This is a genomic window from Paenibacillus wulumuqiensis, assembly GCF_000971965.1.
Taxonomy (GTDB): domain Bacteria; phylum Bacillota; class Bacilli; order Paenibacillales; family Paenibacillaceae; genus Saccharibacillus; species Saccharibacillus wulumuqiensis.
This window is the reverse complement of sequence record NZ_KQ040794.1, coordinates 372,663-393,019: the sequence shown is the minus strand read 5'-3', so window position 1 is coordinate 393,019 and position 20,357 is coordinate 372,663. Positions and strand designations below refer to the sequence as shown.

At 48.0% G+C, this 20,357-nt stretch carries 11 protein-coding genes; 9 read left to right on the top strand and 2 right to left on the bottom strand.

Annotation, left to right across the window (positions count from 1 at the left end; all coding sequences use genetic code 11):
- The first annotated feature begins 13 nt into the window (after positions 1 to 13).
- From WH45_RS06710 to WH45_RS06670, 9 genes are all read left to right on the top strand, one after another.
- Entirely contained in the window at positions 14 to 2,530 is a 2,517-nt protein-coding gene (locus WH45_RS06710) for a right-handed parallel beta-helix repeat-containing protein (RefSeq protein ID WP_046213608.1), read from the top strand.
- 362 nt (positions 2,531 to 2,892) lie between these two features.
- Positions 2,893 to 3,705, top strand: a complete 813-nt coding sequence (locus WH45_RS06705; RefSeq protein ID WP_046213607.1) for a hypothetical protein — start codon at positions 2,893 to 2,895, stop codon at positions 3,703 to 3,705.
- Entirely contained in the window at positions 3,657 to 4,301 is a 645-nt protein-coding gene (locus WH45_RS06700) for a hypothetical protein (protein WP_046213606.1), read from the top strand. Before WH45_RS06705 ends, WH45_RS06700 begins: the two co-directional genes overlap by 49 nt.
- A gap of 521 nt (positions 4,302 to 4,822) precedes the next feature.
- Entirely contained in the window at positions 4,823 to 7,324 is a 2,502-nt protein-coding gene (locus WH45_RS06695) for a right-handed parallel beta-helix repeat-containing protein (protein ID WP_046213605.1), read from the top strand.
- 348 nt (positions 7,325 to 7,672) lie between these two features.
- Positions 7,673 to 9,940 carry a right-handed parallel beta-helix repeat-containing protein gene (locus tag WH45_RS06690; RefSeq protein WP_235338308.1) on the top strand — a complete coding sequence of 756 codons (2,268 nt, stop codon included), beginning with the start codon at positions 7,673 to 7,675 and terminating at the stop codon, positions 9,938 to 9,940.
- 211 nt (positions 9,941 to 10,151) lie between these two features.
- The gene (locus WH45_RS06685; protein ID WP_235338306.1) at positions 10,152 to 12,416 is read left to right on the top strand and encodes a right-handed parallel beta-helix repeat-containing protein; all 2,265 of its coding nucleotides are present in this window, start codon (positions 10,152 to 10,154) and stop codon (positions 12,414 to 12,416) included.
- Between the two features lie 344 nt (positions 12,417 to 12,760).
- Positions 12,761 to 15,460, top strand: a complete 2,700-nt coding sequence (locus WH45_RS06680; RefSeq protein ID WP_046213602.1) for a right-handed parallel beta-helix repeat-containing protein — start codon at positions 12,761 to 12,763, stop codon at positions 15,458 to 15,460.
- Between the two features lie 340 nt (positions 15,461 to 15,800).
- Positions 15,801 to 16,775 (top strand): ring-cleaving dioxygenase, encoded by a 975-nt coding sequence (locus WH45_RS06675; protein ID WP_046213601.1) that lies wholly within the window; start codon positions 15,801 to 15,803, stop codon positions 16,773 to 16,775.
- A gap of 136 nt (positions 16,776 to 16,911) precedes the next feature.
- The gene (locus WH45_RS06670; RefSeq protein ID WP_082096564.1) at positions 16,912 to 18,339 is read left to right on the top strand and encodes an SNIPE associated domain-containing protein; all 1,428 of its coding nucleotides are present in this window, start codon (positions 16,912 to 16,914) and stop codon (positions 18,337 to 18,339) included.
- Positions 18,340 to 18,413: 74 nt separating this feature from the next.
- Here WH45_RS06670 and WH45_RS06665 read toward each other — a convergent pair whose 3' ends face one another.
- Positions 18,414 to 19,208, bottom strand: a complete 795-nt coding sequence (locus tag WH45_RS06665; RefSeq protein WP_046213600.1) for an SDR family NAD(P)-dependent oxidoreductase — start codon at positions 19,206 to 19,208, stop codon at positions 18,414 to 18,416.
- Positions 19,209 to 19,459: 251 nt separating this feature from the next.
- Positions 19,460 to 20,353 (bottom strand): L-serine ammonia-lyase, iron-sulfur-dependent, subunit alpha, encoded by an 894-nt coding sequence (sdaAA, locus tag WH45_RS06660; protein WP_046213599.1) that lies wholly within the window; start codon positions 20,351 to 20,353, stop codon positions 19,460 to 19,462.
- Between the last annotated feature and the right edge of the window lie 4 nt (positions 20,354 to 20,357).

The window sequence follows — 20,357 nt, the reverse complement described above, 5'->3', positions numbered from 1 at the left end:
GAGGTAATACAACATGATGGATTTCAAAAAATTGACTGCACTGACTTTGTCGGCATCGCTGCTAATCAGCGTCTTACCCGCACCAACCGGAACCACTTATGCGGCGACAGGCCAGGCACTGAGCAGCGGCAGCATTCTGCAAACGGGTGCCAACATCTACGTAGACACCAAGGGAGACGATATTACGGGTAAAGGCACCAAAGAGGCTCCATTCAAAACAATCACGAAAGCGAGATCTATTGTACGTGCATATAAAGGCGCTTTGCCAGCTGGCGGCGTAACCGTATGGGTCAAAGGCGGAACGTACAATCTGCCGGCCACATTGGAAATGTTCCCGCAGGATTCCGGTACAGCTGACAAACCTGTCATTTATCGCAGTTATCCGGGCGAGACTGTCCATCTGACTACAGGTAGAGGAATCGACCCTGCTCTTTGGAAGCCACTGAATGCTGATGCTGCTGCCCGTGTACATCCATCTGTAAGTGCAAGCAAGCTGCGTGAACTTGACGTCGCAACTCTCGGTATCAAGAATATTGCCGGCTTCGAAGGAGGAACATCCTTTACCGAAAAATGGGGCATCGCGGACCTGATCGTTGACGGCGTTCGCCAACCGATCTCCCAATGGCCAAACCGGGATGAAGCAGCAGGCGCCAATCGTCCTGGATGGGCTACGACCAATGGATCAGCCGATTCCAAATCCTTTTACTACGGTGAAGGTGGTATTCCCGAAGATGGAGAAACAGCTGACGAGCTGGATGCGGATCAGACCCGTCGTGCCGAACGCTGGAAAAGGTCGATCGAACAAGGGCATGATCTTTACCTCAAAGGATTCTGGAGAACAGCGTGGAGTCCGGTAACCAGCAAAGTCGGTGCCATCTATCCAGCCGAGTCCATCATTTCCCTGCAGGACATTCCAAATGGCGGTATGGGAGATAAATATAGTCGAACGATTGTCCCTTCCAACCCGACGATGCAGCCAAATACTGTAACTAACAACGGATACTCGCCATCCACCAGTTCATCTACTGCTACTCCTGATGCTTCATCTGCAACTGCCAGTGCCTCATCATCTGCTACCGTTTTGTCCGATGCTTACAGCTTCCCGACCCTTTCTATTCCTTCGATCAGTGCAGCACCAGCAACTGCTGCTTCAGATGTATATGCCCTGACAGCTCCCAGCAGTGTACCGTTTACTCCGGATACAAGTGTTAGCTACCGTGCCGGCAGTGGGCTGGAGGAATGGAAAGCAATCAACTTCCTGGATGAAATTGACCGTCCGGGCGAGTGGGCACTGGACTTCAAAGACGGCAAAATCTACTATTATCCTACTGGCGATATGACCAAGCAAGTCATAACAATCTCTGATAATAAATCTTCTATCGTTAAATTCAACGATGCTGCCTATATCCAGTTCCTTGGCTTTAATGTGGAAGGCGGCATGGGTAACGGATTTGAGTTACAACGTTCCCATCATATTACTCTCGCAGGCAATAACGTATCTTATGTTACCGGCAGCGGAATTGTCGATTACTACGGTAATAACAACGTCATTATGAGCAATGATGTATTTGAAGTGGGTGCCAGCGGGATTACTATTGGTTTTGCGGGTAATCGCGCCAACCTGACCAATTCCAACAGTCGCATTACCAACAACCACATCTACCGTGTAGGTACACTATCCAGTCTTGAAGGTATCGTTGTACGTGAGTCCGTCGGTGTCACAGTCGATCACAATCTGGTGCATGATACACCCAAAGCAGCGATCAAATACCCTTCCGACAATAATCTGTTGATCGAATACAACGAAGTGCATAATACTGCCCTTGTTGAAGGCGATACAGGCGCATTTTATACACCACAGGATTGGACTTCATATGGTAACGTATTGCGCTATAACTTTATCCATCACAATCCACGTTCACATGGGTTCTACTTTGACGATGGGGACAGTGGTGATATAGTCAGCAAAAATATCATTCACCAATCCCAAACCGGCTTCCTGATGGGCGGCGGACATGATAACATCGCTCGCAACAACCTGTTAATCAACGTTCAAAAAGCTGCACAGATCGATGATCGTGGTATCCAGCGTGGTTATACAGCGGCAGGTGCCTATGCCCAGAATCTGCTCGGCAAGAATCCGACTTCCGGCGTATGGATGCAGTATGGTAAAGATCTAAAAGCAACTTATGGATATACCACCAATCTGTGGTCGGATATTCTGAATCCCGACTGGCATCCGGAATTTCCTAATGGCTCCAATGTTTCCAGTAATGTATTTGTCCAGACCGGTGCTGTAACCACTCCCAAAAATGGTACATTCACTGTACAGGATAACCTGAATTTGACCAATATCGCCGATGCTCAATTTTTCGATATTAATAATTTGGACTTCCGCTCCAACAATCCACAGATTCAAGCTAAATTTAGCGAACTCAATACTATTTTCCCGCAAATCGGCTTAATGCAGGACCAATACCGCACCCAAGTCGTATCCCGTGCAGAGTCCGGAGGCACAAGTAACCGGTAATCCTTTTAATGAATAAATTGACTGCTATCAAACGGCATATAGTTGAATAATAACAACCAAAACCCTGGATTATTCCAGGGTTTTTTGGTCATACTGATACTTAATATGTACTTGGAAATTATAAATATCTGACTAATTAAGGATAGAATAAGTATAATTATTTGGAATAAATGATATATATAAGGAGATTAGTAATATTACCTGTATTTTATAGTGAAAATTGTATCAAAGATACAGATTTCATTATATGCTTGCCAAGCACCACTTCATCGTAATTGTAACCGTAATTGCAGCTGTCTCTGTCCCTGCTGTCAGACATCAGTATCGCACATTCAATATCAATTAGGAAAAGGAGTGAAATCATGAAACGCAGTCATTATGCACTGCAATCCCTGTGTCTGCTGACCAGTCTGTTACTGTTATTGTCCGGAACAATTCCTGCTCACGCTGCCAATGACAAAGTTACTTCCACGAGTGAACCAGAGCAGACTCCATTGCAAACTTCTCCTGTAACAACGGTCAATATTTACATTTCTCCAAAAGGAAGCGATACGTCAAACAACGGTACCCTGGAACGTCCCTACCGTACACTGGACAAAGCCCAATCAGTTGTCCGGAATACGTATCAGAACCGCCCTAAAGGCGGAGTTACGGTATGGCTGCGTAAAGGAGAGTATAACCTCTCCGCTCCACTTGAACTTCTGGAGAAGGATTCCGGGACGCCCGGCAGTCCGGTCATCTATCGCAGCTATCCTGGCGAGCGGGCAACAATTACCACTGCCAAGGTTATCCCTTCTTCCGCCTGGAAAAAACTCAATCCCCAGGCAACTGCCCGTGTTCACCCCAAAGTATCTTCAGATGAACTGCGGGAACGGGATTTAAAAGCACTCCACATCAAAAATATTGACGGGGTTCCTGGCGGTACGACATTTGTCCAGGAATGGGGTATTCCCGATCTGATCGTAAACGGAGTGAGGCAGCCTGTCTCCCAATGGCCCAATCCGGACCAGGGAGTGGGCGGTGGTCTGCCAGGTTGGGCGACCATGAATGGCTCTGCAGACGCGCAGTCCTTCTATTATGGACCTGGAGGACGTCCAGTCCAACTGATGGGATTACTACCAATGATATGGATGCGGATGGCAGCAAACGCAGCAGCCGCTGGTCCGCTTCCATGAAGCAGGGGCATGATCTGTATCTGCGCGGATTCTGGCGGACCGACTTTGATCCGGTCATGAACAAGGTGGAGCGGATCGATGTCAAACGAAATACAATCCGGCTGCTGGATATACCCGAAGGCGGCATGGGTTCCAAATGGAGTATGGATGCTCCCGGAGTGGGTCTTACAGCAACTCCAGATCTTTCCGTAACGAGCAGCACCTATATGGAAGAAACTGATCCTGCCGGGTCAGACAGCTATGCAGACCGTGAATTCGGCACCGTTCATCATAATGTCTATGCTGAATCGCCGGCTACGGTAACCGCTCAGGTGTACCGGGTAGGCAGCGGTACCGAAGGATGGCAGGCGGTCAACCTGCTGGACGGAGATACCTACTATTTCTTCGATAATATACTCGTAGATACCGGAATGATTGCACACAATACCCGGATCAAGGATATTCGGCTAACCGACCTGGAAGGATTTACCCACAGTGATTCTAGCATTCATCCGCAGACTAGCAATCGTGCGGTACTGTCCGTATTCCCGAATATCAATAAAGTATATGCACAGATTGGACTTTTCAAAGATCCCTATCGTCCTAATCTGCGTTAATCTGTCGAATCATAGGAGTATCTATTAATATTTCATACCCTTTAGGAAGGCTTTGGACTAGTCCAGAGCCTTTTTTGTGCCTTTATTTAGCGATTGATGGTCCTACTATGTACGTTTATACATGGTTATTCACTACCTATAAGGTCCCAGTTTGAATTTTGCTTGCTATGTAATAGGAAGGAGCTACTATATTCGCGCTTTTTTCCTAATAATTTACTCTTTTACCTCTAATAAAGAATAAGAAATTCAGGCGGTTATCAGATATACCCAGCTGTATTATACTAAAAATGTCGAAAGGAACATTTTTACTTCACCTATGAACCACTGGTAATTATAAGCCGATGGAACCACACTCACTCCTTTGTACCTGACCATTCGACAAGATTATCATTTTGCTGGATGTGTTTAAGGTTCTACTCTTATCTTACCTTTTTATTTCACGGATTAAGTAAAAATGTTTTTACCTTTTAATCCATTTACCGGGTTACTTACCGGATCCAATATATCAGGGGGAATTCATCATGTTTAACGCAAAAAAATGGACAGCATTGACTTTATCGACAGCATTACTGGTTGGCTTCCTGCCAACACAAACCAAAACCACTTATGCAGCAGCAGCCACTCGGATGGTCAGCAGCGGCAATATCGTTCAGACCGGCGCCAACATCTATGTGGATTTGACAGGTAATGATGTTACAGGCAAAGGAACAAAAGAAGCTCCATATAAATCCATCACCAAAGCAAGATCAGCTGTACGTGCTTACAAAGGTGTCCTGCCTGCTGGTGGCGTAACCGTCTGGGTCAAAGGTGGAACCTACAATCTGCCAGGCACACTCGATATGTTCCCACAGGATTCCGGAACAGCAGACAAACCGGTCATCTACCGCGCCTATCCTGGTGAGACCGTCAACCTGACTACAGGCAAAGGCGTCGACCCTACAATGTGGAAGCCGCTCAGCGCTGATGCAGCAGCTCGTGTAAACCCTGCTATCAGTGCCAGCAAGCTGCGCGAGATTGATGCAGCGGCTCTCGGCATCCAAAATATCGCCGGATTCGAAGGCGGCAGCACTTTTACCGAGAAATGGGGTATCGCAGATCTGATCGTTGATGGTATCCGCCAGCCGATCGCCCAGTGGCCGAACGCTGACCAGGCCATCAACTCCAACCGTGCCGGCTGGGTAACTATGAACGGTTCCGCCGATTCCAAATCCTTTTATTACGGTGAAGGTGGTATCCCGGAAGATGGAGATTCCACTGATGATCTAAATGCCGATAATACCAACCGTGCCGAACGCTGGAAAAAATCCATGGCACAGGGTCATGATCTGTACGTTAAAGGCTTCTGGAGAACAGCTTGGAGTCCGGTAACAAGCAAAGTAGGCGCTATTTACCCTGCGGATTCCATCATCTCTCTGAAAGATATTCCAAGCGGCGGCATGGGTGACAAGTTCAGCCGGACTGTCGTAAATACCAATCCTACTCTCAAATCTACCAATGTTACTGCCAATGTATACAGCACTTCCACTTCATTCACCCAACAATCACCAGTTACGTATCTGTCCTCTTCCAATAACAACGTATCATCCAACGTATATGAAACACCTTCATTGATCGTTCCACCGCTTGGCGCAGCAACTGCAACATCCAGCGTATACGGATTGGCAGCAGCGAACAGCGAGCCATTTATCCCGGATACAAGTGTAAGCTACCGTGTCGGCAGCGGCCTGGAAGAATGGAAAGCCATCAACTACCTCGATGAAATCGATGTACCGGGCGAATGGGCACTGGACTTTAAAGACGGCAAAATCTACTACTATCCTACCGGCGACCTGACCAAACAAATCGTAACCATCGCCGATAACAAATCATCCATCGTCAAATTCAACGATGCTTCCTACATTCAATTCCTCGGCTTTGACGTAGAAGGCGGTATGGGCAACGGATTTGAACTGCAGCGTTCCCACCATATCACTATCGCCGGCAACAATGTATGTTATGTAACCGGCAGCGGTATCGTAGACTACTATGGCAACAACAATATCATTCAAAGTAACGATGTATTCGAAGTCGGTGCAAGCGGCATTACCGTTGGTTACTCCGGCAACCGTGCCACACTGACCAACTCCAATACCAAGATCAGCAATAACCATATTTACAAAGTCGGTACACTGTCCAGCCTCGAAGGAATCGTTGTTCGTGAATCGGTTGGCGTGACTGTTGATCATAACCTGGTGCATGATACACCAAAAGCAGCGATCAAATATCCTTCAAACAACAATCTGCTGATGGAATACAACGAAGTGCACAATACTTCCCTGGTTGAAAGTGATACTGGTGCTTTCTACACACCACAGGACTGGACTTCATACGGCAACGTACTGCGCTACAACTTTATCCATCACAACCAGCGTTCCAACGGTTTCTACTTTGACGATGGCGATAGCGGTGATGTAGTCAGCAAAAACATCATTCAACAATCCCAGACTGGCTTCCTGATGGGTGGCGGACATGATAACCTGGCTCGCAACAACATGGTCATCGACACTCAAAAAGCCGGACAGATTGATGATCGCGGTATCCAGCGCGGTTACACAGCTACAAGTGCTTATGCCCAGAATCTACTGAGCAAAAACCCGACTTCCGGCGCATGGTTGCAATACGGCAAAGATCTGAAAGCAACTTATGGTTACACTACAAACCTGTGGGCTGATATCCTGAACCCGAACTGGTACCCTGAATATCCAAACGGCTCCAATATTTCCAATAATGTATTCGTACAATCCGGTGCAGTCACTACTCCAAAAAATGGTACTTTTACCGTAAAAGACAATCTGAATTTTACCAATATCGCTGACGCCCAGTTTTTTGACGCCAAAAATATGGATTTCCGCTCTAATAATCCTGAAATTCAGGCTAAATTTATCGGACTCAACACTATTTTCCCAAGAATCGGTCTGGTAAAAGACCAATATCGTACTAAAGTCGTATCTCGTGCCGAGTCCGGAGGCCTGACAAACCGTTAATTCATTTTACCGAGTAAGTTACCTCTTAAGTAATATACACCTTTATGCTCGTCGTTCCTGACTCCTCTCTCATTCCCCCCGCTTCCTCAGGCAGAAATCCTGTACTCCCAGGATTTCTGCTTTCCTTTCCTTAGCATAAAAAGTCGATTTTTGTTATTTTTTAACCAAATTTATCTATAAATATTAATAAATAGACCACTATATCCGACAAAATAACTATTACACCATTCCTGCAGCATTCCATCATTATCATTTCTATAGAACATCATATACAGCCAGTCAGGATATCAAGTTAAGAAAGGGAGTTTTATCATGTTTGGAAAGAAGCCTATTACAGCTATTCTTTTAATGAGTACATTAGTGCTGGGATCAATTGTATCCCCGGCTTCTGTATATGCAGACCGTACGTTAAATGGAAATGTTACTACACTGAACAGCGGTGCCACTACCAATACAGGACTTAATCTCTACGTCGATGGTTCCGCAGCTGCTATCGGAGACGGCAGCAAAGGCAAACCATTCAAAACTCTACCTCAGGCACGTGACGCTATTCGCGCCAAAAAAGGCGTTCTTCCCGCCGGTGGCATCACCGTCTGGGTCAAAGGCGGAACGTACAAGATTACGGGTACTTTTGAACTAACCGCTTCCGATTCCGGAACGACCGGCAAATCCATCGTCTACCGCTCTTACCCTGGAGAGAAAGTTATCATCTCCAATGGTGTATCGGTAGCCCCTACCCTCTGGAAACCGCTGAACAGCAGCGCCCAGAAACGTGTCAATCCCAAAGTCAGCGCTTCCAAGCTGGTCGAGCTGGATGTGAGATCCATGGGTCTGACCAATATCAATTCCTACCCTGGCGGAACCTCTTTCTCCGATAAATGGGGAATCATTGACCTGATCGTCGATAATGAACTGCAGCCGATCTCTCAGTGGCCGAATCCAGACGAAAAAGCCGGCGGCAGCCGCGGTGGCTGGACGACAGCGAATGGTTCTGCGGATGCCAAATCCTTTTATTATGGAGGAAATGGCGTGCCAGCAGATGGAGACACAGCCGATGCACTGAATAGCGATGGTACCAATCGCGCCGAACGCTGGAAAAAATCGATCGCCGCTGGACATGACCTGTATTTGCAGGGCTTCTGGAGAACACTGTGGGCTCCACTGATGAGCAAAGTGCAAAGCGTCAACACCTCCAACGGCAGCATTACCCTGGTTGATATGCCTGCTGGCGGCATGGGCTCCAAATTCAGCAAGGAAGTTGCCGGTTCCAATCCGGTCTACCGTGTAGGTGAAGGTACCGAAGAATGGCGTGCACTGAATCTGCTGGATGAGATTGATCAGCCCGGCGAGTGGGCACTGGACTTTAAAGATGGCAAAATCTACTACTATCCAAATGGCAATATCGCCGATATGGATGTAGAGATCGCCGATAAACCAAATGCCGTTGTAAAAATGAATGGCGCATCCTATATCTCCTTCCTCGGCTTCCAGATCGAAGATACACTCGGCAACGGCATCGATCTGCAGAAGAGTCATCACATCACCATCGCCGGCAATACCGTACTCAATGTCGGTAACGGCGGAATCATCGACACTTACGGCTATTCCAACCTGATCAAAAGCAATGACGTATACGATACTGGCGGTTTTGGTATCAGTGTCGGAAGCGCGGGCAACCGCTCCACGCTGACAGGTGCAAGCACACGAATCACCAACAATCATATCCATCATATCGGCCAGCATGCCCATCTGGCAGGCATCGTCATCCGTGACTCGGTCGGCGTCTGGGTGGATCACAATCTGGTACATGATGTACCAAGGGACGCTATCCGCTATGAGCGAAACAACAACCTGACTTTTGAGTTTAATGAAGTCCACAATACTGCCCTCGCCGAAAGCGATACCGGTGCTTTCTATACTGCACAGGACTGGTCTTCCTACGGTAATGATCTGCGTTACAACTTCATCCACCACAACCAGCGTGCCAACGGCTTCTACGCGGATGGCAGTGATGCCGGAGATAACTACTACAACAACATTATTCAAGGTTCCGATCGTGCCCTGCAGCTGAACGGTCATCACAATATCGCCAAAAACAATGTGATTATCGCTTCCAATACTGCCCGCATCGAGAACCGCAGTGATACGCTGGCAATCAGCGATACTGTCTCCAAAAACTATGGTGTAAGCAGCATCTTCGCAGATACGCTGCGTTCCAAAAACCCAACTTCCGGTGTATGGCTGAACTATGCAGCCCAGCTGAAAAGCAAATATGGCTATACCGATAATCTGTGGACGGATATGCTGGACCCTGCATGGCGTCCGGAATACTCCAATGGTTCCAAAATCATTGATAATGCACTTGTGCAGGTCGGCAGTGTCATCAAGCCAAAATACGGAAAATATACTGTAGCGAACAACAACACTATTGATACGATCTCTGCCGCTTCTTTCTACAACTACAACCAGATGGATCTGCGCTCCAAAAATTCTCAAGTACTATCCAAATTCCCTAACCTCAACAGCATTTTCCCTCAAATCGGCCTGCAGCAGGATTCTTATCGCATCCGCGTTGTGACCCGAGCCGAGACAGGCGGATTAAGCAACCGTCAATAAATGCACAGCAACACAGTTTTCGATCAACGAAGCACCTTTATATAGAAGAAACCAGTCTGCTACCTGCGGACTGGTTTCTTTTTTATGTAGGTTAGCCAATTAACAAACAGGAACAAAGACTGGGTAGGTTCATCATTCAAAAAATTGACACTGCTGTTCTTCCCTCCATATACTACCTTTAACAAGGAAAAAGGGGGGTTAGGTATTGCAGGTGAAAAACATAAGATATGTAGTACTGATAAGCGGTCTGATCCTGCTTTTATTGTTCCCTTTATGGCATGGTGGACGAGCTGATTCCAAGCAGGGTGCACTGGATAGTGGACCTGATGCTTCAACACCGATCAATCTGTATGTGGATGCTGCTGCCAGTGCCAAGCATTCGGATGGCAGTCAGCAGCACCCTTACGCCACGATTCAGGCAGCACGCGATGATCTGCGCAAACGCAGCAAGCCGCTGCCATCCGGCGGAGCTACCGTATGGGTCAAAGAAGGCAATTACAATGTCACTGCCACACTGGAATGGACAGCTGCCGATTCCGGCACTATCCAGGCACCCATCACTTACCGGACTTATTCCGGCAAAGTCGCCACATTGTCCAATGGCACGGCAGTGAATCCGTCCGATTGGAAATCGCTCAGCCCGGAAGCACGTGAACGTGTGAACCCGGCGATTCAGGCCAGCGAGCTGATGGAGCTGGACGTGAAAAAGCTGGGCTTCCAAAATATTCAGGGCTTTACCGGTGGTGATTACTTTACGGAAAAATGGGGCATTCTGCAGTTGATCGCGAGTGATGCGATGCAGCCGGTCTCCCAGTGGCCCAACCGGGATGATGCTTCGGCAGGCAATCGTGCAGGCTGGGCGGTCGCTTCGGGGATCGTCAACGAGCGATCCTTTTACTATGACGATATGCAGAACAAGGATACCAGCAATCTGGGACGAATGGCACGCTGGCAGCGGGCAATTCAGACCGGACATGGCGTCTATCTTCAGGGGTTCTGGCGCACCGTATGGAGCCCGGCAACAGTACGTCTCAAAGAGATTCAGCCGTCTTCCCGCTCCATTCATCTGTCGGAGACACCGACAGGCGGAATCGGCTCCAAATTCAGTGCGGTTGCCAATGCAGCTACTCCGGATAACCAGTATCGGGTAGGTAATGGTACCGAGGAATGGCGGCTGCTCAATCTGCTCGAAGAGATCGACCAGCCGGGCGAATGGGCACTCGATTTCAAAGACGGCAAAATCTATTATTATCCGCCCAAACCGATCAGTGAAATGCATACGGTTATCGCAGATCGTACCGATCCGATTATCCGGATCAACGGCGCGTCCCACCTCCGCTTTATGGGCTTTGAATTCAAAAACGGGCTGGGTAATGCCATCAATGTACAGAACAGCAATCATATTACACTGGCCGGACTGACCATACGCAATATGGGCAACGGCGGAATTACCGATTCCGGCGGCAGTCACAACATGATTCAGAGCAATAATATTCATGATACCGGCAGCTTTGGCATCAGTATCAACAAGGCGGGCAGCCGGGCCAACCTGACTGCTGCCAATACGAGAATTACCAACAACCATATCTATAATACCGGTATACTGGTACATCTGGAACCACTCATTATTCGCGAGTCAGTCGGGCTGCGGATTGATCATAATCTGCTACATGATGTACCCAAGGATGCGATCCGCTATACATTTAGCAACAAACTGTTATTTGAGTACAACGAAGTACATAATACAGGACTGGTCGAAGGCGATACCGGTGCATTCTATACTGCGCAGGACTGGTCTTCGTATGGCAATGTACTTCGTTATAACATGATTCACCATAACCAGCGCTCCAACGGCTTCTATGCAGATGGCGGCTCCAGCGGCAACACGTATCAGAACAATATTATTCAGGATACCAAACGGGCCTTTATCGTGGAAAATGGTCATCACAATGTGGCGACCGGCAATCTGCTGATCGAGACGGAATCTATGGAAATCAACGATCGATCCGACAGTCTCAACTATGGGCTGAACAGTCCATATGCCCAGCTGCTGCGCGGGTTCCATCCGCAGAGCGGTCCGTGGAAACAATACGGTGAGAAGCTCGCCCAGCAGTATGGCATGAAAGGCAATCTGTGGAGTTCGGTGCTGAGTGCCAGCTGGAATCCGCAGTACCCTAACGGCAGCAAGCTGAATAACAATGTACTGGTCGGTGGCGCTACGATCAAGATCCCCAAAAAAGGCGATGTATCCGCTCAGGGCAATGTCATTTTGAATACGCTGAATGAAGCCGGATTTTACAATTACAGCAATCTGGATCTGCGCACCCAGAACAAGGCAATTCTCAAGAAGTTCCCGAACCTGAACAAGGTGGTTACCGAAATCGGTCTGTACAAGGACACCTATCGTGTTCAGCCGATTGCACGTAATCAGTACAACGGATTAAGCAACCATTCTGCCCCTGATCCGACTTCCTGATTCTTAGGTTGCAGTACCGCTTCACATGGACAGCAAGCATGATTTGCCGCTGTTCATGTGAAGTCTTTTTTTATCCTAAACTTGACAACGCTGAATAAGCTGTGCTCAAATGGTTACAAAAAAGAAACACATATATTAATTTAATGAGACAATTTTTACATTTAATGATATTTTTTTTTGTTTTTGCTAATTTCTCGACAATCTTTTATTATATATAATGGCTTTGGCTGAATTATTCTGTGAAGGAGGTGGTTGCAGATTATAAATCAGGTACTGCATCTTGGCGGGGAGACACTATTCCCCCGGTTACTCGCACACAAAGAGAATGGAGGGAAATCATACACATGAAGAAGTTCCAAAAAATTGTATCGCTTACAGCTGTACTTACGCTGTCCAGTACACTGGCCGTTCCCTACGCGGTCGCCGAACAGGTGAGCACTCAGGGAACCGCCGCACTGAGCAGCGGAGCAGTAACAGCAACCGGAATGAATCTCTATGTTGCTACTTCCGGCAGCGATACAAACGGAGATGGCAGCAAAGACAAGCCTTATGCCACTCTGGATAAAGCAAGAGATGTGATCCGCGCTCTGAACGGCAAGCTGCCAGAACACGGAATTACCGTCTGGGTCAAAGGCGGCGAATACGAGACTTCCACCCTGGAGCTGACTGCCCAAGATTCAGGCACAGCGGATAAACCGATTATTTATCGCACTTACCCTGGAGAACATGTCACACTGACCAACGGTGTGCATGTACCGGCCTCTGACTGGAAACCGCTCAACCCGGAAGCAGCAGGCCGCGTTCATCCCGATGTCTATGCCGGCGACCTGTACGAACTGGATATGAAACAGAAGAACTTTAAGCATATTTTTCACTTTCGTGGCGGTACTTCCTTTACCGAACAGTGGGGGATTGTCGATCTGATCGCCAATGGCGAACGGCAGCCGATCTCCCAGTGGCCGAACCCTGGTGAATCGGTGAATAATCATCGCAAAGGCTGGACCACCATCAACGGTTCTGCGGATGCCAAATCCTTTTATTATGGCGAGGGAGGCATTCCAGAAAATGATGATACGACCAATACACTGGATCTGGATGGTACTAATCGCTCCGAGCGCTGGAAAAAGTCGCTGGAAGCGGGCCACCCACTCTATCTCAAAGGATTCTGGAGAACGGTATGGAGCCCTATTACCAGCTCCGTCCAGGAAATAGATACCAACCATCATGTCATTACACTGAAAGACATCCCTGCTGGCGGTATGGGTTCCAAGTGGAGTAAGGCTGTAGTCGATTATCGCAACAGCACATCCGCTTCGGCAGATACGTACAAATATCAGCCGTCGCTGACAACTCCGTCTTCGGCAGACGATGCTCTACATGATGTGGATACTTCCAGCAAATCCTATACCCTGTATCAGCAGGGCGGAGCCACTACATCCGTCGAGCTCAAGGAAGAATTGACCGAAGACTCCCTGTTGAAGACCGAAACGGCTGATCCTTCCCAGGAGACCGAAGATGCCAAGCCGGTCACCCTGAAGTCGGAGCCGTTTACCATGCAGTCGGACGGAGCCTCTTCACCGATTACGTATCTTGGCGATCAGCCTTCACCGGTATATTATCCGGGCGACAACAGTACACCGACAGCCGTCACCCCGGATGTGTATAAGAGATCCGTTAAAGCCGATGTCTATGCTTTTAGCTCGGAATACAAGGCCAAGATTCGCGCGCCTTACCGAATCGGAACAGGTATTGAAGAATGGCGGGCCATTAACTATCTGGATGAGATCGACCAACCCGGCGAATGGGCACTGGATTTCAAAGACCATAAGCTGTATTACTATCCAAAAGGCGGAAAACTTCAGAACCTGAATATGATTATTGCCGATAATGAAAATCCGGTTATTGCATTCAAGGATGCCTCGTATATACAAATGCTGGGCTTCACGATTGAGGGAAGCATGGGCAACGGGATTGAAATCAAAAACAGTAATCATATTACACTGGCTGCCAATACGCTGCGCAATCTGGGCAATGGCGGCATTCTGGATGTGAGAGGTTCATACAATCTGTTCCAGAGCAATGATATTTATGAAGTGGGCGGATTCGGGATCAGCATCAATGATGCCGGTAACCGTAAATCTCTGACGGCCGCCAACAGCCGTGTTACCAACAACCATATTCACCATGTCGGTGAATTGACGCATCTGGAACCCATCCTGGTGAGGAACTCTGTCGGCGTAACATTCGATCATAACCTGATGCACGATGTACCCAAAGATGCTGTGCGCTATGTGTACAGCAACAATCTGACGTTTGAATACAATGAGGTACATAATACCTCACTGATCGAAGGCGACACCGGAGCCTTCTATACGGCGCAGGACTGGGCATCTTATGGTAATGTACTCCGCTATAACTTTATCCATCATAACAAGCGTTCCAATGGCTTCTACTCGGATGGTGCGGACAGCGGAGATAACTACCAGTACAATATCGTCCAGGGCTCGACCAAGGGCATTCTGCTAAATGGACATGACAATATTGCCAAAAACAATCTGGTCGTTGACTCCAATATGATTCAGATCGACCAGCGCGGCAACAAAAAGAGCCATGGGGTGAAAAGTATCTTCGCCGATCAGCTGCGCGAGATGAATCCAAGCAGCAGTCCGTGGGCACAGTACGGTAAGCAGCTTCAGGACAAGTATGGCTACGATCACAAACTGTGGGACAGCATACTGGACCCAAGCTGGCATCCGGAATATCCAAACGGAACCAAAATGACGGATAATATGCTCGTAAATACGCCGAGCGTCGTTGTTCCCAAAAAAGGAGATACCACGATAGAAGGCAATGACTTTATCAATACGGTCGGCGAAGCTGGATTTTATGATTACAGCAAAATGGATCTGCGTACCGACAACAAGCAGATTCTCGCCAAGTTCCCTAACCTGAACGAAGTCTTCCCGCAAATCGGTCTGAAAACAGACAGTTATCGTACACGGGTAGTTACCCGAGCGGAAAGCGGCGGTTTGTCGAATCACTGATAACACTGGTAATATGATCACATTATAATTTAAATAATTTTGACCAAGACCACTCGGGCAGGTTCCGGGTGGTTTTTGCTGTATGATTTTCAGTATGGCTTATGGTTTGATTACCGTATGATTTGCTGCCTCATTGGTTGTATGGCTTGCTGTAAGTCTGGTGTACGAATCGCTGTAACATTGCAAAGTACAATCCCACTTTTTATAAAGCAGCTATACTTTTTTCACAAAAATTGCTCTATCCTATTGTATTCTTCTGGACTCATGTTATAATTATCTTAACTTTAAGATTTCAAATACAAAAACAATTTATATAAACAATCCCAGGAGGATGATAATTATGGAACTGTTAGGTATTCACCATGTATCGATCATGACCGGCAAAGCGGAAAAGAACTTCGAATTTTACACCAAAGTAATGGGTATGCGTCTCGTCAAAAAAGGGGTTAATCAGGATGATACAACTTCCTACCACCTCTTTTATGGAGATGGTGTAGCTTCTCCCGGCAGCGAACTGACCTTTTTCGATCTGCCGGGTATTGGCCCTACGTATCAGGGTGTATCCAGCATCTCCGCTTCCTCCCTGCGGGTAGCCGATACAGCGGCGCTGCAATACTGGTCCGACCGGTTCGACAGCCTGAACGTCACCCATGAGGAGATCAAGCAGCGCGCCGGACGGGACACACTCGCTTTTCAGGATTTTGAAGGAACCCATCTGATTCTGGTAGCGGATAATAATGAACAGGGTGTAGCACCCGGACAGGCATGGGACGGCTCGGATGTACCGGTAGAACATGGTATTCTCGGTCTTGGACCGGTGACCTTGACGGTAGCCAATCCGGAGAACACGGTACTTATTCTGACCGGCGTACTCGGCTTCCGCCACGCAGGTTCCTATCCATCCCTCGCCGGTGAAGAGCACGCCGATATTCAGGTATACGCTACCGGTGAAGGCGGCGCAGGTGCCGAAGTTCATATCGAGACTCGTCCGGAACTGCCATTTGCCCGTCTTGGCCGCGGCGGCGTCCACCATGTCGCTTTCCGTGTGCCGGATGAGGAACAGTACAATGCCTGGTCGGAAAGGCTGTCCAAACTCGGTATCCCCAATTCCGGCAAAGTCAACCGTCATTACTTCCGTGCACTCTACTTCCGCGAGCCCAATGGTATTCTGTTTGAGCTCTCCACCGATACGCCGGGATTTGATATCGACGAATCGATGGATTCACTGGGCGAGACCCTGTCTCTGCCTCCTTTCCTGGAGCCCCACCGTACCGAGATCGAAGCCAAGCTTCGGCCGCTGGTGCTGGAAGATTAATTTTATAATGCACCATCCGCAGTCATCCCTGTTGATGCACTGCGGATTTTTCGTTATTAGGATATAAAAAAATATACTTTTAAGTAATTTAATGGATTATAATAAAAATATATTACATATTTATGGAGGTTAACGAATGAAAAAATGGTATCTTTCTACCTGGTTTATCGCCTTGTTATGCTGCTTTGCTACTGCCGTAGTCCCTCTAATTGCAGCGGTAATTCTGCTGCTGATTCGCTATTCTGCCGAGAAAAAAGAATACGCTGAACAGGCCCGACAGGATCAGGAATATCAGTTGCTTCGACAGCAGCATGATTCCCTCGAAAGTCAATATCAACACCTGCAATCTCAGCAAGACAACCTGCAGCAAAGCCGTGATACGATGGAGCACCAATATAAATTAATGAAAAATGAACATCATATGATGAGAGTCGCCTACGAACAGATTGATCCAGTGGAACGTCAGCGGCTTATTCAAGAATATGAACATCATAAGCAGCAATTGATTGAGTTGAATGATGAGCTGCTGATGCAGGAGTTTGGACTGTACGAACCCCTATATGATCTGGCTACATCCGAAGCTTATAAATATCGGCTGGAAGAAACTCGTGATCAGCAGAAAGAAATGGTTCGCAATAAACAAGCAGCCGCGTTTAGAGAAGCATGGACAGTGAATGGAAGCGAAAAAGAAGGTAAAAAAATGATGAATGATCTGATTAAGCTGTTTATTCGTTCTTTTAATAACGAGTGTGATGCCTCCATTATCAAAGTCAAATTCAACAATATAAACTCGATTGAGAACCGTATACAGAAATCGTATGATGTTCTGAATAAACTGGGAGCCATGAATGGTATCTCCATTACCCCGACCTATTTAAATTCCAAGCTGGAAGAACTGCATCTGAATTATGAGTACGAGAAGAAAAAGCAGGAAGAAAAAGAAGAACAGGCACGGATTAGAGAGCAAATGCGCGAGGAAGCCAAAGCATTGAAAGAAATCGAAGCCCAAAAACAAAAATTCGAAAAAGAAGAAAATCACTTTAATCAGGCTATTGAAGCATTGAGATCCAAAATGCAGCTGGAAAACGCAATCGAACAGGAGAAGATTCAGCGCAAACTGCAGGAGCTTGAAGCCCAGCTTGCTCAAGTACAGCACGCTAAAGAAGATGTCATTAACCGTGAACGCAATACAAGAGCAGGCTATGTCTATATTATTTCTAATATTGGATCTTTTGGTGAAGAAGTATACAAAATCGGCATGACACGCCGTCTTGAACCACTTGATCGCATTATTGAACTGGGAGATGCTTCAGTGCCTTTCCGGTTTGATGTACATGCCATGATCTTTAGCAATGATGCACCTGCTCTAGAAAATGCATTGCATCGACGCTTTACCAATCACCGGTTAAACAAAGTCAATTTAAGAAAAGAATTTTTCCATGTGACACTTGCGGAGATCGAGGAAGAAGTTCGCAAAAATCATAATGAAGTCGTACAATTCACCAAACTGGCAGAAGCTTCCGAGTACAGACAATCTATTCAGGAAGAAGACATTGCTGTTTAAAATCCGATAAGCTTCCCAGATACAGTAAAGGCAGCGTTCCCGCAACAGGGCGCTGCCTTTCTTTTATCAAATGATCAGAACACGCTTCGCACCACTCCACCATCAATCCGCAGGGCTGCTCCGTTGATCGCTCCAGATAGCGGGCTGCTTACAAAAGCAACAAAGTCCGCAATCTCTTCCGGGCGAATCAGACGCTGGATAATGGAGGTTGGCCGGTTTTCTTTCATGAACCGCTTCTCCGCCTGCTCCAGGTCAAAGTCATCCCCCGGGTACAGACTGCGCAGCATCTGCTCTACGCCTTCTGTCATCGTCGAACCCGGCATAATCGTATTCACGGTCACTGCCGTGCCCTGAGCCAGCTCCGCCAGGCTGCGGGAGACGGAGAGCTGCATCGTCTTGGTGGCGCTGTAATGAGCCATCTCCTGGGATGGCATCACGGCGGCTTCGCTGGCGATAAACAGAATCCGCCCTTCGCCGCGGTCGATCATGTGCCGCATATAATGACGGCTCAGCCGCACACCACTCATCACATTCACCTCGAAGAACCGGAACCATTCTTCATCAGGGATGTCGAAATATTCCGCCGGTTCAAAAATCCCCAGATTATTCACCACAATATCCAGCTCCGGATAATCTGCAATCAGCTGCTGACAGCCTTCTTCACTGCCCAGGTCTGCCGCCGCCGGCAGCAGTCGTGCGGATGGAAGCTGCTCCTGAATATCGGTGATTGTCTGCCGGATCTTGTCCTCGCTTCTCCCATTGATCAGCACTTCCGCTCCTTCCCGTGCCAGTGCTGTTGCAATTGCCCTGCCGATCCCGTGTGTAGAACCGGTTACGAGTGCTTTTTTGCCTGTAAGTTGTAAATCCATCTGCGATTCCTCCTCTGATTAATTTGCTGAAAATCACTTCAGCATCTTTTCACACGTTGGCCGAAAGTTGAATCAGCAGATGCTGTGGTACTGTTTTATGTCCCATAGAACCCGAATGAAATCCAATACAAAAAAGCCCCTGCGCAAAGGCAGGGACTTTGGGAACAGCACTGTGCAGGAGTTAGAACTGCAGGAGTTTGCCGTCCAGCTTTTTTGGTATTCAGCTATGCATACGCGCCTGATCCGAACGGTTAATTCCCGTTATTCTGTCGGCGGCGGCGCAGTTCTTCGGTGATTTTGCGACCGGTCGGTGTCTGGGCCAGTCCACCACGAGCGGTTTCGCGGTGCTCACTCGGCATGGAACGTCCAACCTGCAGCATCACATCCACCACTTCATCGGAAGGAATCGCGCTGCGCACTCCAGCCAGTGCCATATCGGCAGCAGCCAGTGCATTGACCGCTCCCAGTCCGTTACGCACGATACATGGAATCTCTACCAGTCCGGCGACCGGGTCACAGATCAGTCCCAGTGTATTTTTGAGCGCCAGACCGACAGCATGCATCGCCTGCTCCGGCGTACCCTTACGCAGTTCAACGACCGCTCCGGCAGCCATACCAATCGCCGATCCGACTTCAGCCTGACAGCCGCCCTCCGCTCCAGAGATGGAGGAGTTATTGGCAATGACATAACCGATCGCTCCAGCTGCAAATAATCCCATAACCATCAGCTCATCACTCCAGCCGAACCGCTCCTGGGTGCTGACGAATACACCGGGAATAATACCGCAGGAGCCTGCGGTTGGAGTCGCAATAATGCGGCCCATCGAGGCATTCACTTCGGATACCGCCAGCGCGTAGGACATCGCCCGCGTCGCATCACTGCCGGATGCGGTCTCGCCATTATTGAGATAATTGTATACCCGGCGCGCATCGCCGCCGGTCAGTCCGCTGCGTGATACGGTATCTTCGGTAATGCCCTTGTGTACCGCTTCTTTCATAATATGATAATAATCCGTCATCTGCCGGATCACTTCTTCCCGGGATACTCCGGTCTCCTTGACCTGCTCCTCAACCATCAGTTCGGCAATCGTGAGAGAACGTTCCTCACAGAGTCTGATAATATCTTTTAACGAACGGAATTGCATTCCG